Below are 17,164 nucleotides of genomic sequence, written 5' to 3' on the forward strand. Positions count from 1 at the left end.
CTCCACCTATGCCTCCACTTTTTGACGCCATGACCCAAGCCCAAAGCTCCCCTGCATCCGCTCTTTCCGAAGAAGTCGCAGCCCTGCTGGAGCGTCTCGGCGTGCCGCGCGCCGCAACCGTCGGCGGCGATCTGCCGGCACGTTCGCCCGTTACCGGGGAGACCATCGCCGCGGTCACGCAAAGCTCGTCCGCCGAGGCGACTGCCGCCATCGGGCGCGCCCACGCGGCGTTCCTCGAATGGCGCAAGGTGCCGGCACCGCGCCGCGGTGAACTGGTCCGCCTGCTGGGCGAAGAACTGCGCGTGGCCAAGGCCGATCTCGGCCGGCTCGTGACCATCGAGGTCGGCAAGGTGCCATCCGAAGGCGCCGGCGAAGTGCAGGAAATGATCGACATCTGCGACTTCGCGGTCGGCCTGTCGCGCCAGCTCTACGGCCTGACGATCGCCACCGAGCGAGCGCAGCACCGCATGATGGAAACGTGGCATCCGCTGGGTGTCTGCGGCGTCATTTCCGCCTTCAACTTTCCTGTGGCCGTGTGGTCGTGGAACGCAGCGCTGGCGCTGGTATGCGGTGATTCGGTGGTGTGGAAGCCTTCGGAGAAAACGCCGCTGACCGCGCTGGCCGTGCATGCCATCGCGCAGCGCGCGCTCGCACGCTTCGGTGACGCACCTGCCGGCCTGCTCGAGTTGCTGATCGGGCAGCGCGACATCGGCGAGACACTGGTCGACGATGCGCGCGTGGCGGTGCTTTCCGCCACCGGCTCGACCGCCATGGGGTGCCAGGTCGGTCCACGCGTGGCCGCCCGATTCGCTCGCGCCATCCTCGAACTCGGCGGCAACAACGCCGCCATCGTCGCGCCTTCCGCCGACCTCGACCTCACGCTGCGCGGCGTCGCTTTTTCGGCCATGGGCACGGCCGGCCAGCGCTGCACTTCGCTGCGCCGCCTGTTCGTGCACGACAGCATCTACGACGCCTTCGTGCCGCGCCTGGCCAAGGTGTATGCCAGCGTGCAGGTCGGCGACCCGCGCGAGCCCGGCACGCTGGTCGGTCCGCTGATCGACGCTGCGGCCTTTGCCGGCATGCAGAACGCGCTGCACGAGAGCCGCGCTGCCGGCGCCACCGTACATGGCGGCGAGCGCGTGACGGGCATCGGCGGCGCCGACGCTTTTTATGCGCGGCCTGCGTTGGTCGAGTTGAAAGCACACGAAGGCGCGGTGCTGCGCGAAACGTTCGCGCCGATCCTCTACGTGGTGCGCTACGAAAACATGGACGAGGCCATTGCCTGGCACAACGCGGTCGGCGCCGGCCTGTCGTCTTCCATCTTCACGCTCGACATGCGCGAGGCCGAGCGCTTCATGTCGAGCGCCGGTTCCGACTGCGGCATCGCCAACGTCAACATCGGACCGAGCGGTGCCGAAATCGGCGGAGCTTTCGGCGGTGAAAAGGAAACCGGTGGCGGCCGCGAGGCCGGCGGCGACAGCTGGAAGGCGTACATGCGGCGTGCCACCAACACGATCAACTATTCGACCGAATTGCCGCTCGCGCAGGGCGTGACCTTCGACATCGGCTGAGCCCATGGCAGCAGGTTACGAAGCGAATCGCGTCCTCGTCGTCAAGTCCGGCGGCGAAGCAGCGGTAGCCGAATGGCGCAGGCACTTTCAAGCCGTTGCGCCGCACATCGACGTGCGCTGGTGGGACGACGCATCGGTGTCGCCGGAGCAAGTCGACTACGCGCTGGTCTGGGAGCCGGAGCCGGGCCGCCTGGCTGCGATGCCCAAGCTGCGGCTGGCGCTCAGTAGCGCCGCCGGCGTCGAGCACATCACCGCCGACCCTGCCTGGCCACGCCACTTGCCGCTGCTCCGCGCTGCCACGCCCGAGGCCTCGCAGCGCATGAGCGAATACGTTTGCATGGCCGTGCTGGCGTTGCTGCGCGACTTGAAGCGCATGGTGCGGCAGCAGGCAGAGCATCGATGGGACATGTTTGCGACCGAGCGCACCGCGACCGACACCTGCGTCGGCATCCTCGGGCTCGGCGCGATGGGCGCGCACTCGGCGCAAATGGTGCGGGGGTTGGGCTTCGAGGTGATCGGCTGGTCACGCAGCCGCAAGGTGCTCGACGGCATCGAATGCCATGCGGGTGAAGATGAGCTGCCAGCCTTTCTCGAGCGCTGCGATGTGCTGGTCTGCCTGCTGCCGGCGACGCCTGAAACCGAAGGCATCCTCAGCGCGAAAACGTTCGCCCTGTTGCCCAAGGGTGCGGGCTTGGTGCATGTCGGCCGCGGGTCGCATCTGCGCTACGACGATCTGGCCGCGGCGCTCGATGCGTCGCACCTGTGCGGCGCCTTCATCGACGTGTTCGAAGAGGAGCCGTTGCGATCAGACCATCCGGCCTGGGCGCACGAAAAAATCTTCGTCACGCCGCATGTCGGCGCCATGGCTTCACGGCGCGCACGCGCTGTTTTCTTTGCGAAGCAGATTGCGAAGTTCGAGCGGGGCGAGACGCCCGATGGGCTGTACGAGCCAGTCCGGAGCTACTGAAAAACAGTCCGGCGCCGGTATGCGGCCACACAGCGCCAGACGAACCAGAGCAGCGCCACGTTCAGGCAGACACCGCCCACCACGAAGAAGCCGGCGCGTTCGGCAAAGCCGGGGGCTTGGTCCAGTGTCAACAGCACCAGCGACCACGGCAGGGCGCAAAGAATCGCAGCGCTCAGCAACCAGCTTTCTTCGTTCGGCGTCAGCAGTGCAGCAACCACCAGCACGCCGGCCAGTGCCGTGACACTGACGCCGAGAGCCACGGTCAGCCACCAGTTACGACGCTGCCAAAAGGGTGATTGCGCAAGAACCATGAACAGAATTCTGCCCCGCGCTGCATGCCGTGTCTGCGTAATTTGACACGTCTGGACGGAGTTGCGTGCAAGCGTTTTCAGGGCACCACAGTTTTGCCGGCAGCCGCATGGGCAACGGCGTCGCCGGGCCGCTTCGCCTCTGCGTTTTCGGCGTTCTGCGCGTCTCTTGCTTCCTTCAGTCGCCGCAGTTCCTGCATCTCCTGCTCGGTATGCTCCAGCACCGGCTCTGCCACGAAAAAGACGTTGGCGATGTCGGAACTGGTCAAGAACAGGAAGCTCAGGCCGGCATCCAACTCGGCCGGCGGGATGTCTTGCACGGCGATCGCTTCCATCGAGCCCGCGTCACCGATCCTGATGTGCCCCTTCTTCGGGTACCGGAGCACCAGCTGGCTGATCGTTCCGTCGGTCTTGACGAAAAAATCCTCGACCACGCCGGTGTAGATGAGCACGGCTCCGCTCGTGTCGCTGGACTTGGTCAACACGTTGGCCCGGACCCGCTTCGCCTTCTTCGAGCCGCCTGCATGACGCCGCCCCTCGTTGAGCGAATACATCCAGCGATGGCGCGCGAAACGCCGCATCGCCCGCAATTGCATGACCATGCCGGCGGCCAGCCCGAGCAGCGCGCCGGTCACGGTGACGACGAAGAAATACGCCGTGATCTGGACAGCGTTGTCGTCAACCATCTTGCTGGTGGAAGCGAGCGTGCCGCGAATGGCCGACAACGTCTGCGGCGTGTCGCTCAGCCGGGGCGGCGCCGGCAGGCTGTCGATGCGCAGCAGCGGAATGAACTCGTCGAGCGCGACACAGCGGGCACCGAGGATTTCAGACCGGCACAGCCAGCCATTGATGGCGACATACCAGCCAGCGTGCACGAGAAAAGCCACGCCGACGACGATTGCGAGCTGCCCGAGCGGGCTGATGGGCGTCGCCTCGCGCGTGACCTGGTCGGGCAGATAGAACCCGAAGAAGAACGCGAAGCCCGGCAACAGAAGCACGACGACAACGACGGTTGCCCAGGCAAGGGACATGAGCAGAGGCCGGGTGCGGAGGCTAAAAGGAAACGGGGCGCGCGAGCCGGTCGAAAGGCTGGACGGCTAGACCGGTGCGACTGCCATCGCGCCGGCCCCCGTTGCGGCCGAGCCAGCCATTGCAAGCGGCACGTCGAGCACTCGCGAGCGGAGTGCTGCCTGGCTTTTGCGCGCTGCCAGCAGCTCGTCGATTTCCTTGATGACCTGTGGCAGCCTCACGCTGTCGCGCCCCGGGCGGGCCATCACCTCGGACACGATCTCGCTGCTGCCGGCATAGCCGATCAACAGGTCGAAAACTTCGTCGTCGGTGTCAGTGAGAAATCTCATCGAATGCGCTCCCCGGTTCGTACATGCCCGGAATGTAGAGCCTCGGGCGCATGAGTTCAAGAGCGCAGTTTGTGGTGCGCTCGGCGTCGCCTCATGGATTCAGAGCTTTAGAGCTTTTTCTTGACGAAGCCGGCCGCGTTTTCGTCAGCGCCGGGCTCACCCTCGTCCGAGTGAGGATTCGTCGGATCCTCGTCCGTCGGGAACTCCGGCTGCACGGGGAGCTGCGCCGGATCGTCTTCGGAAGGCACTTTGGGCATGTTCATTTGAGGGGGCTCCTTTGTTGCGACAGGTCCGACCCAGTCGGCGTGACGGGGGCCTTCGGCGCCATTGGCGCTACAGGCCGTGGGTCGGTCGAAGCGGGTCCGACGTACTGCTGCGGCGGCGGTTCCGCGCTCGACGCGGCGCCGCACACGCGCTGTACGTCGCGCCAGGCCAGTTCGACGCTGCGCGGTTCGCGAACCGGCGCGCCGTTGACTGCCTGGTAGTTGCTATTGGCCTGCTCGCAGGACAAGGCGGGCCCTGCCGCTGGCGCGAGTTGCGCGGTGGCCGGCTGCACCATCGCGATAAGGAGCAGACCGCCGAGTAGTGAGCCTGGTGCAAAGATGCAGCGCCAATGCTGCCTGGGTATAGAAGAAGAATAAGAAGACGAAGACACAACGCACACGGTAAGCCCGACACGCCAGCGGGCATGTAAGGAGATCGCTTTTCCTCGACATCGGGGCACGCGGTGCTGCAGTCGCACTGGAGAACGCCAGCTGACCGCCGCCAGCGCGTGACTGGCCGATGCATCATGGTCAATAAATCTCCGCCTCGATGCTGAGTTTTTTGCTGTTCGCGCCGCGGGCATCTCACTAACATGCCGAGAGATTCCCAACCCGCTGCCGAGCCCGCCATGCCATCGCCCACCTCCACTGTCGCGCCCACTGCCACCACGGCCACGGCCGCCCGCTTCAACCAGCCGCTCGGCGGCGACGTCGTGCCACGCTTCGCCGGCATCGCGTCGATGATGCGATTGCCGATTCAGGAAACCAGCGATGGGCTGGACGCCTGCTTCGTGGGTGTGCCGTTCGATCTCGGCACCTCCAACAGGTCAGGCGCCCGTTTCGGGCCGCGCCAGGTGCGCAGCGAGTCCGTGCTGCTGCGGCCTTACAACATGGCAACGCGCGCCGCGCCCTTCGACTCGCTGCAGGTGGCGGACATAGGCGACGTGGCGACCAACGCGTACAACATCTTCGATTCGATCGACCGTATCGAAGCTGCCTACGACCGCATCATCGCCAACGGCTGCCGGCCCATCACCATCGGCGGCGACCACACCATCGCCTGGCCGATCCTGCGCGCGATGCACAAGAAGTACGGCCCGATCGGCGTGGTGCATGTCGATGCGCATGCCGACGTCAACGACACGATGGGTGGAGAAAAGATCGCGCATGGCACACCCTTTCGTCGTGCGGTCGAAGAAGGCCTGCTCGACTGCGACCGCGTGGTGCAGATCGGCCTGCGCGGCACCGGCTACCACGCCGACGATTTCGACTGGTGCCGCAAACAGGGCTTTCGCGTGGTGCAGGCCGAAGAGTGCTGGCACAAGAGCCTGACGCCGTTGATGAAGGAAGTGAAGGAACGCGTCGCGGGCTTGGCAGGTCAGGGTCCGGTTTACCTGAGTTTCGACATCGACGGGCTCGACCCCGCCTTCGCACCCGGCACCGGCACGCCGGAAATCGGTGGCCTGAGCGTGCACCAGGGCATGGAAATCATCCGCGGCCTGCGCGGGTTGAACATCGTCGGTGCCGATCTGGTCGAAATTTCCCCGCCTTACGATCCGCACGGCACGACCGCTTTGGTCGGCGCCAACCTGGCGTTCGAAATGCTGTGCGTGTTGCCGGGCGTGCAGTATCGGGATTGATACCGCCCACAACTTCAGGTCATCAGGTCAGCGCTCGACTTCATCGACTACTTGAATTCGGGCGTCCAGTTCTACACACTGGCTTCGACTGCCGACGTGAGCGCGCCGATCGACCTCTGCGGCAAGACCATCGGCACCAGCCGCAGCACCGCATTTCCGGCGGAGATCAACACCTGGAGCGACATCAATTGCGTTGCGGCGGGCAAGGCACCGATCACGGTCGAAGGGCCCTCGCCATCAAGCAAATCGCGATCAACGGCACGCCTGCGCCCTGATGCCGGGCTACGAGGGCTAGCATGGGGCGATCGCTGAAACCATTCGATTCAGCAAACCTCAGAAAGCTTTCATGCCGCGTCCCGTCTTAGATGAAGCCCATATCCATCCCGCTGTGCGCACCGCGATTTCGGAGAGCCGGCAAGGGATCGTGCGCGAAGTGATGGGCGCCATCGCAGCCAATGACATCGTGGTGGTCGGCATGGCGATCAACCCCTATCCGAAGAAGGCACGCAAGCTGCTGGACGAGGCCAGGCAGGCATTCAAGTACCTCGAATACGGCAGCTACCTGAGCGGATGGCGCGACCGCAACGCGCTCAAAATGTGGACCGGCTGGCCGACCTTTCCGATGGTGTTCGTCAAGGGCGTGCTCGTCGGCGGCGCCGATGAGTTGAAGGCCTTGATCGACAGCGGTGCGTTGAAGGGCATGCTGGACCGCCGGGTCTGAACCTCAGGCTGCCCCTCGAGCCCGGGCCGCTCAACTATTTGCAGGCGAACACAATCCCGTTTTCCGCTTGTGCTCTGCCCAGAATGGAAGCGGTTAAGCCGTCCTTCTGGCAATAACTGATGGCTTGGTCGTAAAACGGTGCCCGGAACGTGCCGTCACGGAGCGAGATGACCTGGTTGGGCGGTGTACCGCAGCCCGCGATCAGCAGGACGAAAAGAAAGAGTGCGAGCCGGTTCATCGCGTCATTCTGGCGCACTGGGCCATGGCACGCAGGCCACAACCGACGTTCCAAGCTGGAACAAATAGCCGCGGGCCTCTGAATATCAAGCAACACCGCGCGTTGATCGTTCAGGCGATTGCTGCTTCTTGAACGCCTCGGCGCATGCACTGAGTGTGTGTCTACCTGATCCGCGCCGGATTGCCGATCACCGCCTCACACCGGCTGGGTAGGCGGGTCGTAACTGCATGGGTCGGAGGACGATCAGCGCTGCCGCATCGGCATGCGATCGATCGTTGCAAATACTTGATCCAGATCGACGTCGTTGCCCTTGACCAGCTTCACGCCGCCGTCCTTGCCGACCAGCACGAAGGTCGGTGGGCCGTCCGGATTGAGCTAAAGCGCGCGTAGCAGGGAACGGGTCTGCTCGCGCGTCATCACCAAGCCGTTTCGTCGACCCTGACCCGCTTCGACGGTGTAGAGAACCATCTCGCGCTCGACGAACGCTGCGCGCGTCGTGGGGCGTTCCAGCGCTGATTCGACGCGCCGCAGCAGAGCACGATCGGAGGCCGGAACGACAACCACGATCGGCCGCGACTGCCATCGTTCGGCGGCCAGCGGGTTATCGGTGGGTGATGCGGCGTGCGACGGAACAATGGGCAAGACCATTGCAAACGCAATGGCTCGCCACATGGCACCTTCTGGAAGCGGCGATAAACATGTCGGTTTCATGATGGTGAGGTATAGCGCGCAAGCCTCAAGGCCTGAGTCGGACTATCGCGCAAGTGCGCGCGAACGAGAAACAACACGACGGCAGGCACCGTCATACTCGCCCACATGAACGAACCCGTCAGCCTCCGCACAAAAATCCAGTCCATCCGGGATGCTTCCCTGAAAGAGCCACCCTTTCCGTACAGCCAGGTGCCGCCCCACTTCGACATCGGTGACGTGGCAAGGCTCACGCACAAACCTGCGGGTGATCAGCGCGTTCGCCAGCAACGCATCGAAGCCTGGGTGCGGGACGTGGATGCGACTTGGAAGCGGGTCGCCATCAACCAAACGGCGGCAGCGAAGGCACCGGGCAAAGTGGACTAGCGCCACGGTGATCGGCAACCATCCCGGACCCTTATCCCACGCTCCGCACATGGCTCAATGGCGGTCCTTAATCGAGCAAGCCGTGTTTTAAAGCGAAGTAAGTCAGGTCGCTGTTGGTCGACAGCTCTAGCTTTCTCACCAATCGCGACCGGTAGAGCGTGACGGTTCTGGCCGAAAGATGAAGCTTCTTTGCGATCACGGCCGGCTTGTCTCCCGCCGCCAGAAGCAGAAGAATCTGGAACTCCCGTTTGGACAGGCGTTGATGGAGTGGCAGGGCCCCCTCGCACAGTTCGCGCGCAAAATGCTGTGCCAGCGTTGCACTCAGGTATCTGCGACCGCTGGCGAGGCGGCGGATCGCAACGATGAGCTGATCCGGATCGCAGGATTTGTGAAGGTATCCATGGGCCCCTTCCTCGAGCAGCTTGCGGGCGTACTGCGCTTCCGGATGGCCACTGAACACCAGGATGGCCATTCCCGGCGCCCTGGACCGAAGCGATCCGATGATGTCGAAGCCGTCCCTTCCGGGCATCGTGAGATCCAGCACCAGCACGTCCAGTGTGTTGCGCGTGGCGAGTTCAAGCGCTTCGAAACCATCGGCGGCTTCACCTGCAATGCAGAGATCCGAGTGTTCCAGCAACCAGTGCCGAAGTGCAGTTCGCACAACTGGGTGGTCATCCGCGATGCCGATCCTGATCGGGACGCGGGCAACTGGGTCAGCTGCGGCCACGAAACTGTCATTCACCGCGCATCCCGCCGTGCGAGATTCTCTTGGGGCTAAGCAGACTCGTCATTGCGCGACGCATGCAGTTCGCATTTCAGTTCGCCAGAACCGGATTGCGGCGCTCTTCGTCGAGGCGACGCTGCGCCACCGCTGTCGCGCACTGCATCTGCCGGGCATGGCTCGGTAAAGCACACATGTTGTTCATGCAAACGGCGCGCATCAGCACATTGCGACCTGCGCAAAGACCAGCTGAGCGTTCGCCACCGGAAGGCCTGTAGGAAGTCGATCTGCGAGAGGCGGCCGGCGCGGGCGCCACAACGGGAGCGACATAGCCTTGAGGGCTTCGGGCTTTCACATTGACGGGCTCCTGGGCCATGGACACCGGCGCTGCCGACTGAGCCTGCTGCGAGTCGTAGCTTTGCAACCGGTGGTGCAGCGCGTACCAAACGCAAAACGCGATGAACAGCAGCAACGGCACGATCAGCAAGCGTGCCATCACCCGGACGATCGGCACCAACGGCACGGCGCCCTGCCCTTCATCGCCTGTGATGGGAGAAGTAGTCGACGACGTTTCGTGAGGCATGTGCACGGTTCCACAAACATCGCACCGCGCCTTGCGAGAACCTGCTGTTCGACAGAATGCGCACACCTGGATTGGCGACCGATCGCGCAGCCACAGCAGTCCAACGAAATCGTTCGGGGCGATGTAAGCGCGCAGCGGGTCTGCAAATGCCGGAAAGGGCCACGTATGTTCCATGGAATCACTTGGCTCAGGCCGAAAAGATGCCCTGGAACCCCGAGCGCACGGGGACACGCTTCACTGCGCAGGCGTTCATGACCGGCCGCGCTGATAAAGCGGCCGACTGTCATCCACTCGACGCTCCGCTTCGAGTTCCCCGATGACTGTCTTGCTCCGCGCTACCGCTGCGCGTGTTGCAAGGTCGGGCTCGAACGCGGCCAGCGCCAGTAGTTGTTGCGCTCCGTACACCAGCCGTGCGATGGCGCTCGCTGTCGCATCCGTCGCGCTGTCCAGTAATGCGTTCAGATTGGGTCGTTCAAACAGCGCATGCTTCATCGTGGCCTCCGAAGTAAGGTGTGAAATGTGAGGAAGTCACATACTATTGCGATACTTTGGTACTCCATTTGTGAGACATTACGCCGTCGCTTGTAGGTTTTGGGAATTGTTTCGGGCTGATTTACAACAATGTGACAATGTCACATAATTGTTGGGGAATAACGCTTCTGCTAACTCCGGAGACGCCATGAGGGATGACAGTCTGTCGATGGGCGTTGCCTTTTCACACTGGCAACAACTCACCGATGAATATGCGCAATCGCTGCAAGCGCTGGCGCGGGGCGACCGCCATTGCGTCGAGAACCTTGACCGAATCGCGCGTACGCTGCTTCAAAGTCAGGTCGCGCGCGCACCGAAGTTGGCATCACCTCCGCCGGATGAGCCGTCAGGTCGGTGGAAGTGTTGGCGCAACGCGTTCGCATCTCTGTACAGGCTGTCGCGCACGGCGGTTCGTCACTGACATGTGCGTGATGTGCATGAAGGCACGTTGACCGCCGCCAACACCCAGGAAGCAGGCGTGGTCGCGCTGGACGCTTGCAGGCGTGTTTTGCGTCCAGTCATCCGGCTTGCACTTTCGCTTGGCCTGAAACACTCGCACTTGCAACGCCTGCTCACAGAGCTTCTGCTGGACGAGGGGACGCATCTGTGGCGCGAACAAGCTGTGGAACCCAACATTAGCCAGCTGTCTGTAACCACCGGACTCAACCGCAAAGCCATCACGCTCAGAGTACGAACGCCTGCCAAGGATGCTCCGCATACCGAACTGTCGGCGGCGGCCAAGACACTCACGCTCTGGGCCCAACTGCGCGAAGATGACCCCGCGCTCCAGTCGCTTCCAGTCTCCGCGGATGATGGTTCATTGACGTTTGAAGTCATTGCCCGTCGCGCCAGTCGGGGCAACCTGCACCACCGCGCCATTCTCGAAGAACTTATCCGGCTGGATTTGGTAGCGGTACAAGGCGGCCGGGCGAGCTTGAAGACTTCGAGTTTTGTGCCGCTGGCCGATCTGCGCAGCATGCTTGTCGTGCTCGGAGACAACGCCCACGATCATCTGGCAGCGGCCGTCTCGAATGTGCTGCACGACAACCCGCCCATGCTTGAGCGCGCAATCTATGCGCGCGGACTGACGCCTGAGGCCTGCGAGGCGATCCAACAGTTGGTGCGCACGCGATGGTCTGTGCTTCACCGTGAGCTTGCAGCCACAATGACGCGCGCGGTCGACGCAGACAGCGACGACAAGAGCGCCCGCATTCGTGTCGGCATCTATGCGTTCACCGAAAATAGCGGAGAAGATCCAGTAGCGAATGCAATCCGGCCCACGAGCCGACAGCTTGGAGCACCCCGCGATGAATAAAAAGATTTGGCAGCCCGTTGTGCTTTTCGCGCTGACCCTTCTCATCGGCTCGTGTGGCGGAGGTGGCAGCGGGGGCTCAGGCGGCATTGGCATTGCGGGCACTGGCACAGCCGTGAACGTAGGCGCTTCAGGCGCTGCGCAAGGCGATGGCGCGGCAAACACCGGAGGCGCCTCGTCTTCCGGCGCCGCCGGAGGAGTTGCTGCCGCAGCCGGTGGCGATGATGGCTCCGGGGTCGGGTCAGGAGGAACAGGCGTGAGCTCTGCGTCGGCCGCGGGAATCGGTTCGACCGACGGCTTGGGCAGCGTGATCCTCAATGGCGTGCGCTACAACACCGACAGCGCCGTGTTCAACTTGCAGGACGCGCCAGAGCTGCTGCTCGGCATGAGCGTCAAGGTCACAGGTCCGGTCAACAGCAACTTCACCGCGGGCACGGCAAGGACGGTCGAGTCGGCTGCCGACTTGCGCGGAACGGTGTCTAACATCGACCTGGCAAGCGGCACCTTCAGCCTGCTTGGCACCACGGTTTCCACGGACGGGGAGACCGTCTGGGCCGACGCGAGCGGGCTGTCCGGCATTGCGGACGGATCGACCTTGCAGGTCTGGGGCTTGCCCGCAGCGCCCGGCATGCTGCGCGCCACGCGTATCGCTCGAGTCGCTTCCGGAGTCGCGCCCATCCTGACGGGCACCGTGCAAAATCTGGACAAGGTTGCCGGCGTCTTCTCGATCGGCACGTTGAACGTGAACTACGCCAATGCCTTGTTTGCCGGTGGTCTCGATTCCGCGACGCTGGCGAATGGAACGATCGTCCGGGTTCGCGGGGTCGGATTTGCCAGCGCAGGTGCGCTGAATGCAACCGCCATTCAATCGTGGTACTCGCTTGCGCAGGCAACGGGACAGACGGCGACCCTTGACGGCGTGGTGACCGAATACGCCGGCCTGGCGTCCTTGAAGGTACTCGGCGTGCCCGTCGATGCGGGCGCAGCGCAGATCACCGGCGGGCCGAGTTCGAGCATTGGCAACGGCGTGAAGCTGGAAGTCGCAGGCGTCTTCTCCGCCGGTATGCTGCGGGCAACGAAGGTGAAGATCCGGCACATCCCCGGCACGGGCGGCCCGTCTTCATTCGCACTCATTGGCACGGTAGGCGCGTTCACCAGCACGGCGGACTTCAAGGTCCGCGGACAGCCCATCGATGCAAGCAATCAGAACGTGCTTTTCCAAAACGGGATCGCCGGAAACCTCGGCAACGGCGTCAAGGTGACGGTGACCGGATCACAGGTTCTGAACGGCGTTCTTCTTGCGAACACGGTGACTTTCAACTGAGCAATTCGGGATGAACCAGCGGCCAGGCGCCGGTCATGGCGCAGGCGCCTGCGATCTCAGTCGGTCGCGGCAGGCTTCGCCGCTGTTGCAGCGCGCTCTTCGTGATAGGCATAGACGCCCACGCGAATCCGAGCACCGCCTTGGCCTTCGGCCGCATCGACGGCCTGTGTCATCAGCCCGGCAAGTTCGTGATGCAAAGCGTCCCATCGCAGTCGCGCCAGTTGCTGGATCGCACCGCAATCGTCGAGCGTGAGGCCGCCAGCGAAAACCGACCGCTCCAGCATCTGGGGCGCCCGACCAAATGTGTTCGAGACGCCGGCGAGCAGATGATCCCGTGCGTTGTCGCCGAGGAACGCCAGCATGGATCGCACATCGTCGGCGGGCACGAAGCCAGCGACTGCTAGCGTGGCGCAGCCATCCTTTTCCTCGACCATATGCAGTCGCGTCAACTCGTCAAGCACGGCGCGATGATGGTGGTTCCCGCGGCTCGAGCGTCGGGCCAACATCTCGAAGCTGAGCAGCGGCTCCGCGGCAGTGACCGGGAGTGTTTTGAGATCGGGCAACGTGCTTACGATCTCAAGCCACGCCGTAAGGGTCTTGGAGGCGGCTGACATGTCGGTGTGCGGCAGTGCGTCCGCTGGTGCCCTGACCTTGTGCGTGACCGCCTTGCGATTAAGCCCGGTGGTGATCGACAACTGGCTGATGTTGGGTTCGACTCCTTTTTCACGCCAGGATGTCCGTGCCTCCTCTAGCAGCAGATCGCGCACCAACTCTTCGAGGTCACGATGCTTGACCCCCATATTCAGGGCAAGGCGGATCAAGGGACGCATGACGCGCGCGCAGACCGAAAGCGCCCAGCCTAAGCGTTCATCAATCAACGGTTTCCTCAACGAGCGATCGCAGGACGCGAAAGCGAACAATTCTCATACGCGAGGACTCTATGCGATTTCTACGCAATCGTTAAGGTCCGGTTCAGCAATAACGGCAGCCAGTAGCAGAAGTTCGGCCCAACGCAGCGGGACAAATCGGCTCAGACAGTCTCTGGACAGAAGAATGCGGTGCCGTCCCACATTCGCCCTGAGCACAAGGAATTTAGGCTTGGCCAGACATGTGAATTTTTCACATGAACGTTTTGAGGGATGCAAGTGATGGCCTTATTCGCTGGACAGAAAGTCGTGTGCTCCACAGAGATGATCAAAGCACGCGAGGTCGACGAATGAATACCGTTGCAATTCCAGAGCCTTTGACGGCTCTCAAGCCGCTGGTTGAGTGCCGGTTTTGCGGCAAGCAAAACGCAATCGACTCATTGCATTGCCGAGGATGCGGCAATGAGTTCGCCGAGGTAACGGTCAGCGACACCAGCAAGGGGCAGCGAATCCAAAATTTCAGCGCCTGGCAGCAAGTCAGCGCGCGCCCCATAACCGCAGCCAATACCGGACCACCACGCGCTCGCTGGTTGTATTGGATCGGCGGCGTCGCGGTGGCTTCGTTGTGCATCGCGGTGCTGGCTTTTCTTTTGTACCGACTGCCTGTCTAGCTTTAAGTAACGGCGCGGCGCCCTCACGCGACGAACGAGCTAATCAAGACGCAGTCACGAATGAAGAATCAAGAGTTAAAACCCGCTTTACACACATGCTCGGCGAAAACAAGAAGAAGCAAGGGAGACGTTGATGAAAGTGGATAACGACGACTTCTGGAAGCGACCCTCGCAGCTTGAGGAACTCGAAGCCACGCGGCGTGAGACCGAGCAGCTCCACTCACGCGCATGGCGACGCAACGTCGCTGCATTGCTGTTGATCGCGACGTTGCTGGGTGTCGTTTGGCTGCTGCGCCGATGAACGCAATACGACACGACAGCCTGCCACGAGCTGCTTTGCAAGCCTTGCTGCTCAGAAGGCCGATCATGATGACGATCGAAGCAGTCTGCGAGCAGGTCGAGAACTCCCAAGATTTCGGCGAGCTTCTTTACGGATGACTGTTTCATCACCACTGTCATCGACTTTTCGTCCCTTCAAAGGAATCACCATGCGCCTCAAAGCCGTCTTGTTCTGTCTGGCATTCAGCACTGTGTCTTCAGCAGCACTGTCACAGGTCTCGGTCCAGATCAATGTTCCGGGCATCGTGCAGATCGCTCCGCCGCCGCCCCGGTATGAGCCGGTTCCACGCGCGACACCGGGCCGGATTTGGATGCCTGGCAGATGGACCTGGAACGAGGGTGAATATGCTTGGCGCGCGGGCCAGTGGCAAAGTGCACGACCTGACTACGTGTATGCACCGGGTCGCTGGGTGGCAAGCGACGGAGGCTGGCGCTGGTCAGAAGACCAGTGGCGCCGTCGGCCTGAAGGCCGCCGCGGGCGTGATGAGGGTGACGAACGTCGGTCGTTGGACGACGAGCAACACGGTGGCGGCTACCACTGTCCGCCGGGCCAGGCCAAGAAGGGACGTTGCTGAAGGGACACCACCAGTGACGGGTGGACTGTTTGGCGCCAAACAGCAATAGCGCAACCTAAGACGCGGGCCGTAGGAATCTGGCTTCCTTTGGAAACCCGTGTTTATGGGCTAACTGGCGGAGAGTGTGAGACTCCCAGCAGGCGCCACCTAAGTCTTTGATTTTGTTGACTATTTAAAAATTCCCTAGAGTTACTTCGTAGCAACTTTTAGGGGTTGAGTCACGACGTCATTCTGCATCTCAGCGTGCAAGAACGCCGACGCAGGCCGACAGGCATGTCACCTGTTGATTCTGTTTGATCGCGTCGCCCTATGCCCCTAAAGCCCAGAGAACTGCGCCGGCCGACGCTCCACAAAATGCGCCACGCCTTCGGTGAAGTCCTCGCTACGAATGCTCTCCACCATCTCCGCGTTGGCCAGCGACACCGCTTCGCCGAGCGACTGGTAAGGCGCTTCCCACAGCTGCCGCTTCATCACGCGCACCGACCGCGCGGACACTTCGGTCGACAACGTGACCGCCAGCGCATGCGCCGCGGTCAGCAACTCCTCCGCGTGTACGACGCGATTGACCAGTCCCATGGCCAGTGCTTCTTTCGCGTCGACCTTGCGCGATGTCAGCAGCAGGTCGGTAGCATTTGCATGGCCCACGATGCGCGGAAGCATCCATGCGATGCCGTGCTCCGCAATGAGTCCACGCTTGGCGAAGGCCGTCGCGAACACCGCCTTGTCGGATGCGATCCGGAAGTCGCTGTACAGAGCCATCACCAGTCCCAGGCCCGCAGCCGCACCGTTGATGGCGGCGATGATCGGCTTGGGTGCCGCCGGGAAATAGGTGTAGCGCGTCTGGTAGTCGGCGCGGCGGTTCATGTCGAATGGACGCATCCACTGCTCGGCCTGGATGTCCTCGGGCGGCAGCACCTCGAGCTCTTCCATGTCCATGCCAGCACAGAACGCCCTTCCCGCACCTGTCAGCACGATGGCGCGCACCGCCTTGTCGCGGCCGGCCTCCTCGATGGCGGTGCGCAACTCGGCCTCGAGCACCTTGGTCAGCGCATTCATGCGCTCGGCGCGATTGAAAGTGATGGTCGCTACGGGACCGTCGACGACGTAAAGAATCTGTTCGTAAAGCATGGGATCTGTGAAATAAATGGGACCAGGGAAACTAGGCCGCTTGTGATTCAGGAAACGCGGCGGGTAACTGGATCGACATCGTTTCGACGAATTCTTCGATGCCCAAGCGTCCGTTCTCGCGGCCAATACCCGATTTCTTGAAACCGCCGAAGGGCGCGGCGGGATTGAACGGCGCAACATTGATGTCGACCTGACCCGCACGCAGCCGGCGTGCAATGCGCAAGGTCTCTGGCGACGGTGTGCCCCACACCGTCGCGGCCAGGCCGTAGTCGGTGCCATTGGCGAGCGCAACGCCTTCATCGACCGTGTCGTAGCCCATGAGCACAAGCACCGGGCCGAAGACTTCTTCTTTTGCGATCGCCATCGACTAAGTGACATCGGCGAGCACCGTGGCTGGCACGAAGAAGCCGCTGGCTGGCAACCCAACGGCCTCGCCGACACGACGCGCACCGGCTGCAACGGCAACGTCGATCATCGCCTTCACCTTCAGCTGTTGCGCGTGGGAAAGGAGCGGACCGAGGCGCGTTGTGGCATCGGCGGGATCGCCCATGCGATAGCTGTCCAACAGACCCGCAGCAATGGTCTCGGCCGCCGCAAGATCTGTATGCGGCACCAGCAGTCGTGTCGTCGCCGAGCAAGTCTGCCCTGAGTTCAGCATGCAGCCGCCCAACGTCACCTTGACGGCGGTCGACAGGTCCGCACCGTGCAACACAAGGGCGGCGGACTTGCCACCGAGTTCCAGCGCCACGCGCTTGATGTCGGCGCCGGCCAGCGCTGCGATGTGGCGGCCGGCGCGGGTCGAGCCGGTGAACGACACCATATCGACCTCGGCATGCCGCACAAGTTGCTCACCGACGTCGGCGCCGGTGCCGTGGACGAGATTGAAGACACCCGGCAGTGTTGGCGCCGACCGAGAATTGACCCACTTATGAGGGTTGTGCCGATCTCAAAGTGACCCGGGTGTTCAGCCTACC

At 62.7% G+C, this 17,164-nt stretch carries 23 protein-coding genes and 1 pseudogene; 11 read left to right on the forward strand and 13 right to left on the reverse strand.

Annotated features, from left to right (window positions below; genetic code table 11):
* The first annotated feature begins 29 nt into the window (after window positions 1–29).
* Together QN413_RS18050 and QN413_RS18055 are read left to right on the forward strand one after the other, a co-directional pair.
* Entirely contained in the window at window positions 30–1,571 is a 1,542-nt protein-coding gene (locus QN413_RS18050) for an aldehyde dehydrogenase family protein (RefSeq protein WP_323497947.1), read from the forward strand.
* A gap of 4 nt (window positions 1,572–1,575) precedes the next feature.
* The gene (locus QN413_RS18055; RefSeq protein WP_323497948.1) at window positions 1,576–2,538 is read left to right on the forward strand and encodes a glyoxylate/hydroxypyruvate reductase A; all 963 of its coding nucleotides are present in this window, start codon (window positions 1,576–1,578) and stop codon (window positions 2,536–2,538) included.
* Here the strand turns inward: QN413_RS18055 and QN413_RS18060 are convergent.
* The 4 genes from QN413_RS18060 to QN413_RS18075 all read right to left on the reverse strand — a co-directional run bounded on the left by QN413_RS18060 (window position 2,532) and on the right by QN413_RS18075 (window position 4,467).
* Entirely contained in the window at window positions 2,532–2,849 is a 318-nt protein-coding gene (locus tag QN413_RS18060; protein ID WP_323497949.1) for a hypothetical protein, read from the reverse strand. The genes QN413_RS18055 and QN413_RS18060 overlap by 7 nt on opposite strands.
* A gap of 77 nt (window positions 2,850–2,926) precedes the next feature.
* Window positions 2,927–3,877: a hypothetical protein gene (locus QN413_RS18065; RefSeq protein WP_323497950.1), complete on the reverse strand. Its 951-nt coding sequence runs from the start codon at window positions 3,875–3,877 to the stop codon at window positions 2,927–2,929.
* A gap of 66 nt (window positions 3,878–3,943) precedes the next feature.
* Window positions 3,944–4,204 carry a hypothetical protein gene (locus QN413_RS18070; RefSeq protein ID WP_323497952.1) on the reverse strand — a complete coding sequence of 87 codons (261 nt, stop codon included), beginning with the start codon at window positions 4,202–4,204 and terminating at the stop codon, window positions 3,944–3,946.
* Window positions 4,205–4,311: 107 nt separating this feature from the next.
* Window positions 4,312–4,467, reverse strand: a complete 156-nt coding sequence (locus tag QN413_RS18075) for a hypothetical protein (RefSeq protein WP_323497953.1) — start codon at window positions 4,465–4,467, stop codon at window positions 4,312–4,314.
* Window positions 4,468–5,096: 629 nt separating this feature from the next.
* Here QN413_RS18075 and speB point away from each other — a divergent pair.
* The 3 genes from speB to QN413_RS18090 are packed head-to-tail and all read left to right on the forward strand — an operon-like array spanning window position 5,097 to window position 6,828.
* Window positions 5,097–6,107, forward strand: a complete 1,011-nt coding sequence (gene speB, locus QN413_RS18080) for an agmatinase (protein WP_323497954.1) — start codon at window positions 5,097–5,099, stop codon at window positions 6,105–6,107.
* Between the two features lie 51 nt (window positions 6,108–6,158).
* On the forward strand, window positions 6,159–6,419 hold the full coding sequence (locus QN413_RS18085; RefSeq protein ID WP_323497955.1) for a hypothetical protein: 261 nt from the start codon (window positions 6,159–6,161) through the stop codon (window positions 6,417–6,419).
* Window positions 6,420–6,453: 34 nt separating this feature from the next.
* Window positions 6,454–6,828 carry a glutaredoxin gene (locus QN413_RS18090; protein WP_323497956.1) on the forward strand — a complete coding sequence of 125 codons (375 nt, stop codon included), beginning with the start codon at window positions 6,454–6,456 and terminating at the stop codon, window positions 6,826–6,828.
* 34 nt (window positions 6,829–6,862) lie between these two features.
* Here the strand turns inward: QN413_RS18090 and QN413_RS18095 are convergent, their stop codons facing one another.
* The 3 genes from QN413_RS18095 to QN413_RS27365 all read right to left on the reverse strand — a co-directional run bounded on the left by QN413_RS18095 (window position 6,863) and on the right by QN413_RS27365 (window position 7,738).
* Complete coding sequence (locus QN413_RS18095; RefSeq protein ID WP_323497957.1) at window positions 6,863–7,066, reverse strand: hypothetical protein; 204 nt, start codon at window positions 7,064–7,066, stop codon at window positions 6,863–6,865.
* 243 nt (window positions 7,067–7,309) lie between these two features.
* The gene (locus QN413_RS27360; RefSeq protein ID WP_416352200.1) at window positions 7,310–7,414 is read right to left on the reverse strand and encodes a DUF4174 domain-containing protein; all 105 of its coding nucleotides are present in this window, start codon (window positions 7,412–7,414) and stop codon (window positions 7,310–7,312) included.
* Between the two features lie 27 nt (window positions 7,415–7,441).
* Window positions 7,442–7,738, reverse strand: coding sequence for a hypothetical protein (locus QN413_RS27365; RefSeq protein WP_416352201.1), 297 nt, complete (start codon window positions 7,736–7,738; stop codon window positions 7,442–7,444).
* Window positions 7,739–7,882: 144 nt separating this feature from the next.
* Between QN413_RS27365 and QN413_RS18105 the strand changes: the two genes are divergently transcribed.
* On the forward strand, window positions 7,883–8,140 hold the full coding sequence (locus QN413_RS18105) for a hypothetical protein (RefSeq protein ID WP_323497958.1): 258 nt from the start codon (window positions 7,883–7,885) through the stop codon (window positions 8,138–8,140).
* Window positions 8,141–8,207: 67 nt separating this feature from the next.
* Here QN413_RS18105 and QN413_RS18110 read toward each other — a convergent pair whose 3' ends face one another.
* From QN413_RS18110 to QN413_RS18120, 3 genes are all read right to left on the reverse strand, one after another.
* Window positions 8,208–8,882 (reverse strand): response regulator transcription factor, encoded by a 675-nt coding sequence (locus QN413_RS18110; protein WP_323497959.1) that lies wholly within the window; start codon window positions 8,880–8,882, stop codon window positions 8,208–8,210.
* Between the two features lie 73 nt (window positions 8,883–8,955).
* Complete coding sequence (locus QN413_RS18115) at window positions 8,956–9,444, reverse strand: hypothetical protein (RefSeq protein WP_323497960.1); 489 nt, start codon at window positions 9,442–9,444, stop codon at window positions 8,956–8,958.
* Window positions 9,445–9,693: 249 nt separating this feature from the next.
* Complete coding sequence (locus tag QN413_RS18120; protein WP_323497961.1) at window positions 9,694–9,936, reverse strand: hypothetical protein; 243 nt, start codon at window positions 9,934–9,936, stop codon at window positions 9,694–9,696.
* Between the two features lie 487 nt (window positions 9,937–10,423).
* Here QN413_RS18120 and QN413_RS18125 point away from each other — a divergent pair, with 487 nt between their 5' ends.
* Both QN413_RS18125 and QN413_RS18130 read left to right on the forward strand, forming a co-directional pair.
* A complete protein-coding gene (locus tag QN413_RS18125) occupies window positions 10,424–11,290 on the forward strand; it encodes a DUF6502 family protein (RefSeq protein ID WP_323497962.1) in 867 nt (288 codons plus the stop codon).
* A 253-nt stretch (window positions 11,291–11,543) separates the two neighbouring features.
* Window positions 11,544–12,611, forward strand: coding sequence for a DUF5666 domain-containing protein (locus QN413_RS18130; RefSeq protein WP_323497963.1), 1,068 nt, complete (start codon window positions 11,544–11,546; stop codon window positions 12,609–12,611).
* A gap of 56 nt (window positions 12,612–12,667) precedes the next feature.
* On the opposite strand, the gene QN413_RS18135 is transcribed toward QN413_RS18130, so the two are convergent.
* Window positions 12,668–13,531, reverse strand: a complete 864-nt coding sequence (locus tag QN413_RS18135) for a DUF6502 family protein (protein WP_323497964.1) — start codon at window positions 13,529–13,531, stop codon at window positions 12,668–12,670.
* Between the two features lie 296 nt (window positions 13,532–13,827).
* On the opposite strand from QN413_RS18135, the gene QN413_RS18140 reads away from it, so the two are divergent.
* From QN413_RS18140 to QN413_RS27370, 3 genes are all read left to right on the forward strand, one after another.
* Window positions 13,828–14,148, forward strand: a complete 321-nt coding sequence (locus QN413_RS18140; RefSeq protein WP_323497965.1) for a hypothetical protein — start codon at window positions 13,828–13,830, stop codon at window positions 14,146–14,148.
* A 133-nt stretch (window positions 14,149–14,281) separates the two neighbouring features.
* Window positions 14,282–14,449, forward strand: coding sequence for a hypothetical protein (locus QN413_RS18145; RefSeq protein WP_323497966.1), 168 nt, complete (start codon window positions 14,282–14,284; stop codon window positions 14,447–14,449).
* 349 nt (window positions 14,450–14,798) lie between these two features.
* Complete coding sequence (locus tag QN413_RS27370; RefSeq protein ID WP_416352204.1) at window positions 14,799–15,062, forward strand: hypothetical protein; 264 nt, start codon at window positions 14,799–14,801, stop codon at window positions 15,060–15,062.
* 315 nt (window positions 15,063–15,377) lie between these two features.
* Here QN413_RS27370 and QN413_RS18155 read toward each other — a convergent pair whose 3' ends face one another.
* Both QN413_RS18155 and QN413_RS18160 read right to left on the reverse strand, forming a co-directional pair.
* Window positions 15,378–16,190, reverse strand: coding sequence for an enoyl-CoA hydratase (locus QN413_RS18155; protein WP_323497968.1), 813 nt, complete (start codon window positions 16,188–16,190; stop codon window positions 15,378–15,380).
* A gap of 31 nt (window positions 16,191–16,221) precedes the next feature.
* Window positions 16,222–17,088: pseudogene (locus QN413_RS18160) on the reverse strand (aldehyde dehydrogenase family protein).
* Window positions 17,089–17,164 lie beyond the last annotated feature (76 nt).

The sequence above is a fragment of the Variovorax sp. LG9.2 genome (assembly GCF_035018885.1).
In the GTDB taxonomy this organism is placed as follows: Bacteria; Pseudomonadota; Gammaproteobacteria; order Burkholderiales; family Burkholderiaceae_C; genus Variovorax.

Excerpts from the sequence above, each read along its gene's own strand:
- QN413_RS18050 (WP_323497947.1), top strand. The coding sequence starts at position 30 with ATGACCCAAGCCCAAAGCTCCCCTGCATCCGCTCTTTCCGAAGAAGTC.
- QN413_RS18055 (WP_323497948.1), top strand. The coding sequence starts at position 1,576 with ATGGCAGCAGGTTACGAAGCGAATCGCGTCCTCGTCGTCAAGTCCGGC.
- QN413_RS18060 (WP_323497949.1), bottom strand. The coding sequence starts at position 2,849 with ATGGTTCTTGCGCAATCACCCTTTTGGCAGCGTCGTAACTGGTGGCTG.
- QN413_RS18065 (WP_323497950.1), bottom strand. The coding sequence starts at position 3,877 with ATGTCCCTTGCCTGGGCAACCGTCGTTGTCGTCGTGCTTCTGTTGCCG.
- QN413_RS18070 (WP_323497952.1), bottom strand. The coding sequence starts at position 4,204 with ATGAGATTTCTCACTGACACCGACGACGAAGTTTTCGACCTGTTGATC.
- QN413_RS18075 (WP_323497953.1), bottom strand. The coding sequence starts at position 4,467 with ATGAACATGCCCAAAGTGCCTTCCGAAGACGATCCGGCGCAGCTCCCC.
- speB (WP_323497954.1), top strand. The coding sequence starts at position 5,097 with ATGCCATCGCCCACCTCCACTGTCGCGCCCACTGCCACCACGGCCACG.
- QN413_RS18090 (WP_323497956.1), top strand. The coding sequence starts at position 6,454 with ATGCCGCGTCCCGTCTTAGATGAAGCCCATATCCATCCCGCTGTGCGC.
- QN413_RS18095 (WP_323497957.1), bottom strand. The coding sequence starts at position 7,066 with ATGAACCGGCTCGCACTCTTTCTTTTCGTCCTGCTGATCGCGGGCTGC.
- QN413_RS27365 (WP_416352201.1), bottom strand. The coding sequence starts at position 7,738 with ATGTGGCGAGCCATTGCGTTTGCAATGGTCTTGCCCATTGTTCCGTCG.
- QN413_RS18105 (WP_323497958.1), top strand. The coding sequence starts at position 7,883 with ATGAACGAACCCGTCAGCCTCCGCACAAAAATCCAGTCCATCCGGGAT.
- QN413_RS18115 (WP_323497960.1), bottom strand. The coding sequence starts at position 9,444 with ATGCCTCACGAAACGTCGTCGACTACTTCTCCCATCACAGGCGATGAA.
- QN413_RS18120 (WP_323497961.1), bottom strand. The coding sequence starts at position 9,936 with ATGAAGCATGCGCTGTTTGAACGACCCAATCTGAACGCATTACTGGAC.
- QN413_RS18140 (WP_323497965.1), top strand. The coding sequence starts at position 13,828 with ATGAATACCGTTGCAATTCCAGAGCCTTTGACGGCTCTCAAGCCGCTG.
- QN413_RS18145 (WP_323497966.1), top strand. The coding sequence starts at position 14,282 with ATGAAAGTGGATAACGACGACTTCTGGAAGCGACCCTCGCAGCTTGAG.
- QN413_RS27370 (WP_416352204.1), top strand. The coding sequence starts at position 14,799 with ATGCCTGGCAGATGGACCTGGAACGAGGGTGAATATGCTTGGCGCGCG.
- QN413_RS18155 (WP_323497968.1), bottom strand. The coding sequence starts at position 16,190 with ATGCTTTACGAACAGATTCTTTACGTCGTCGACGGTCCCGTAGCGACC.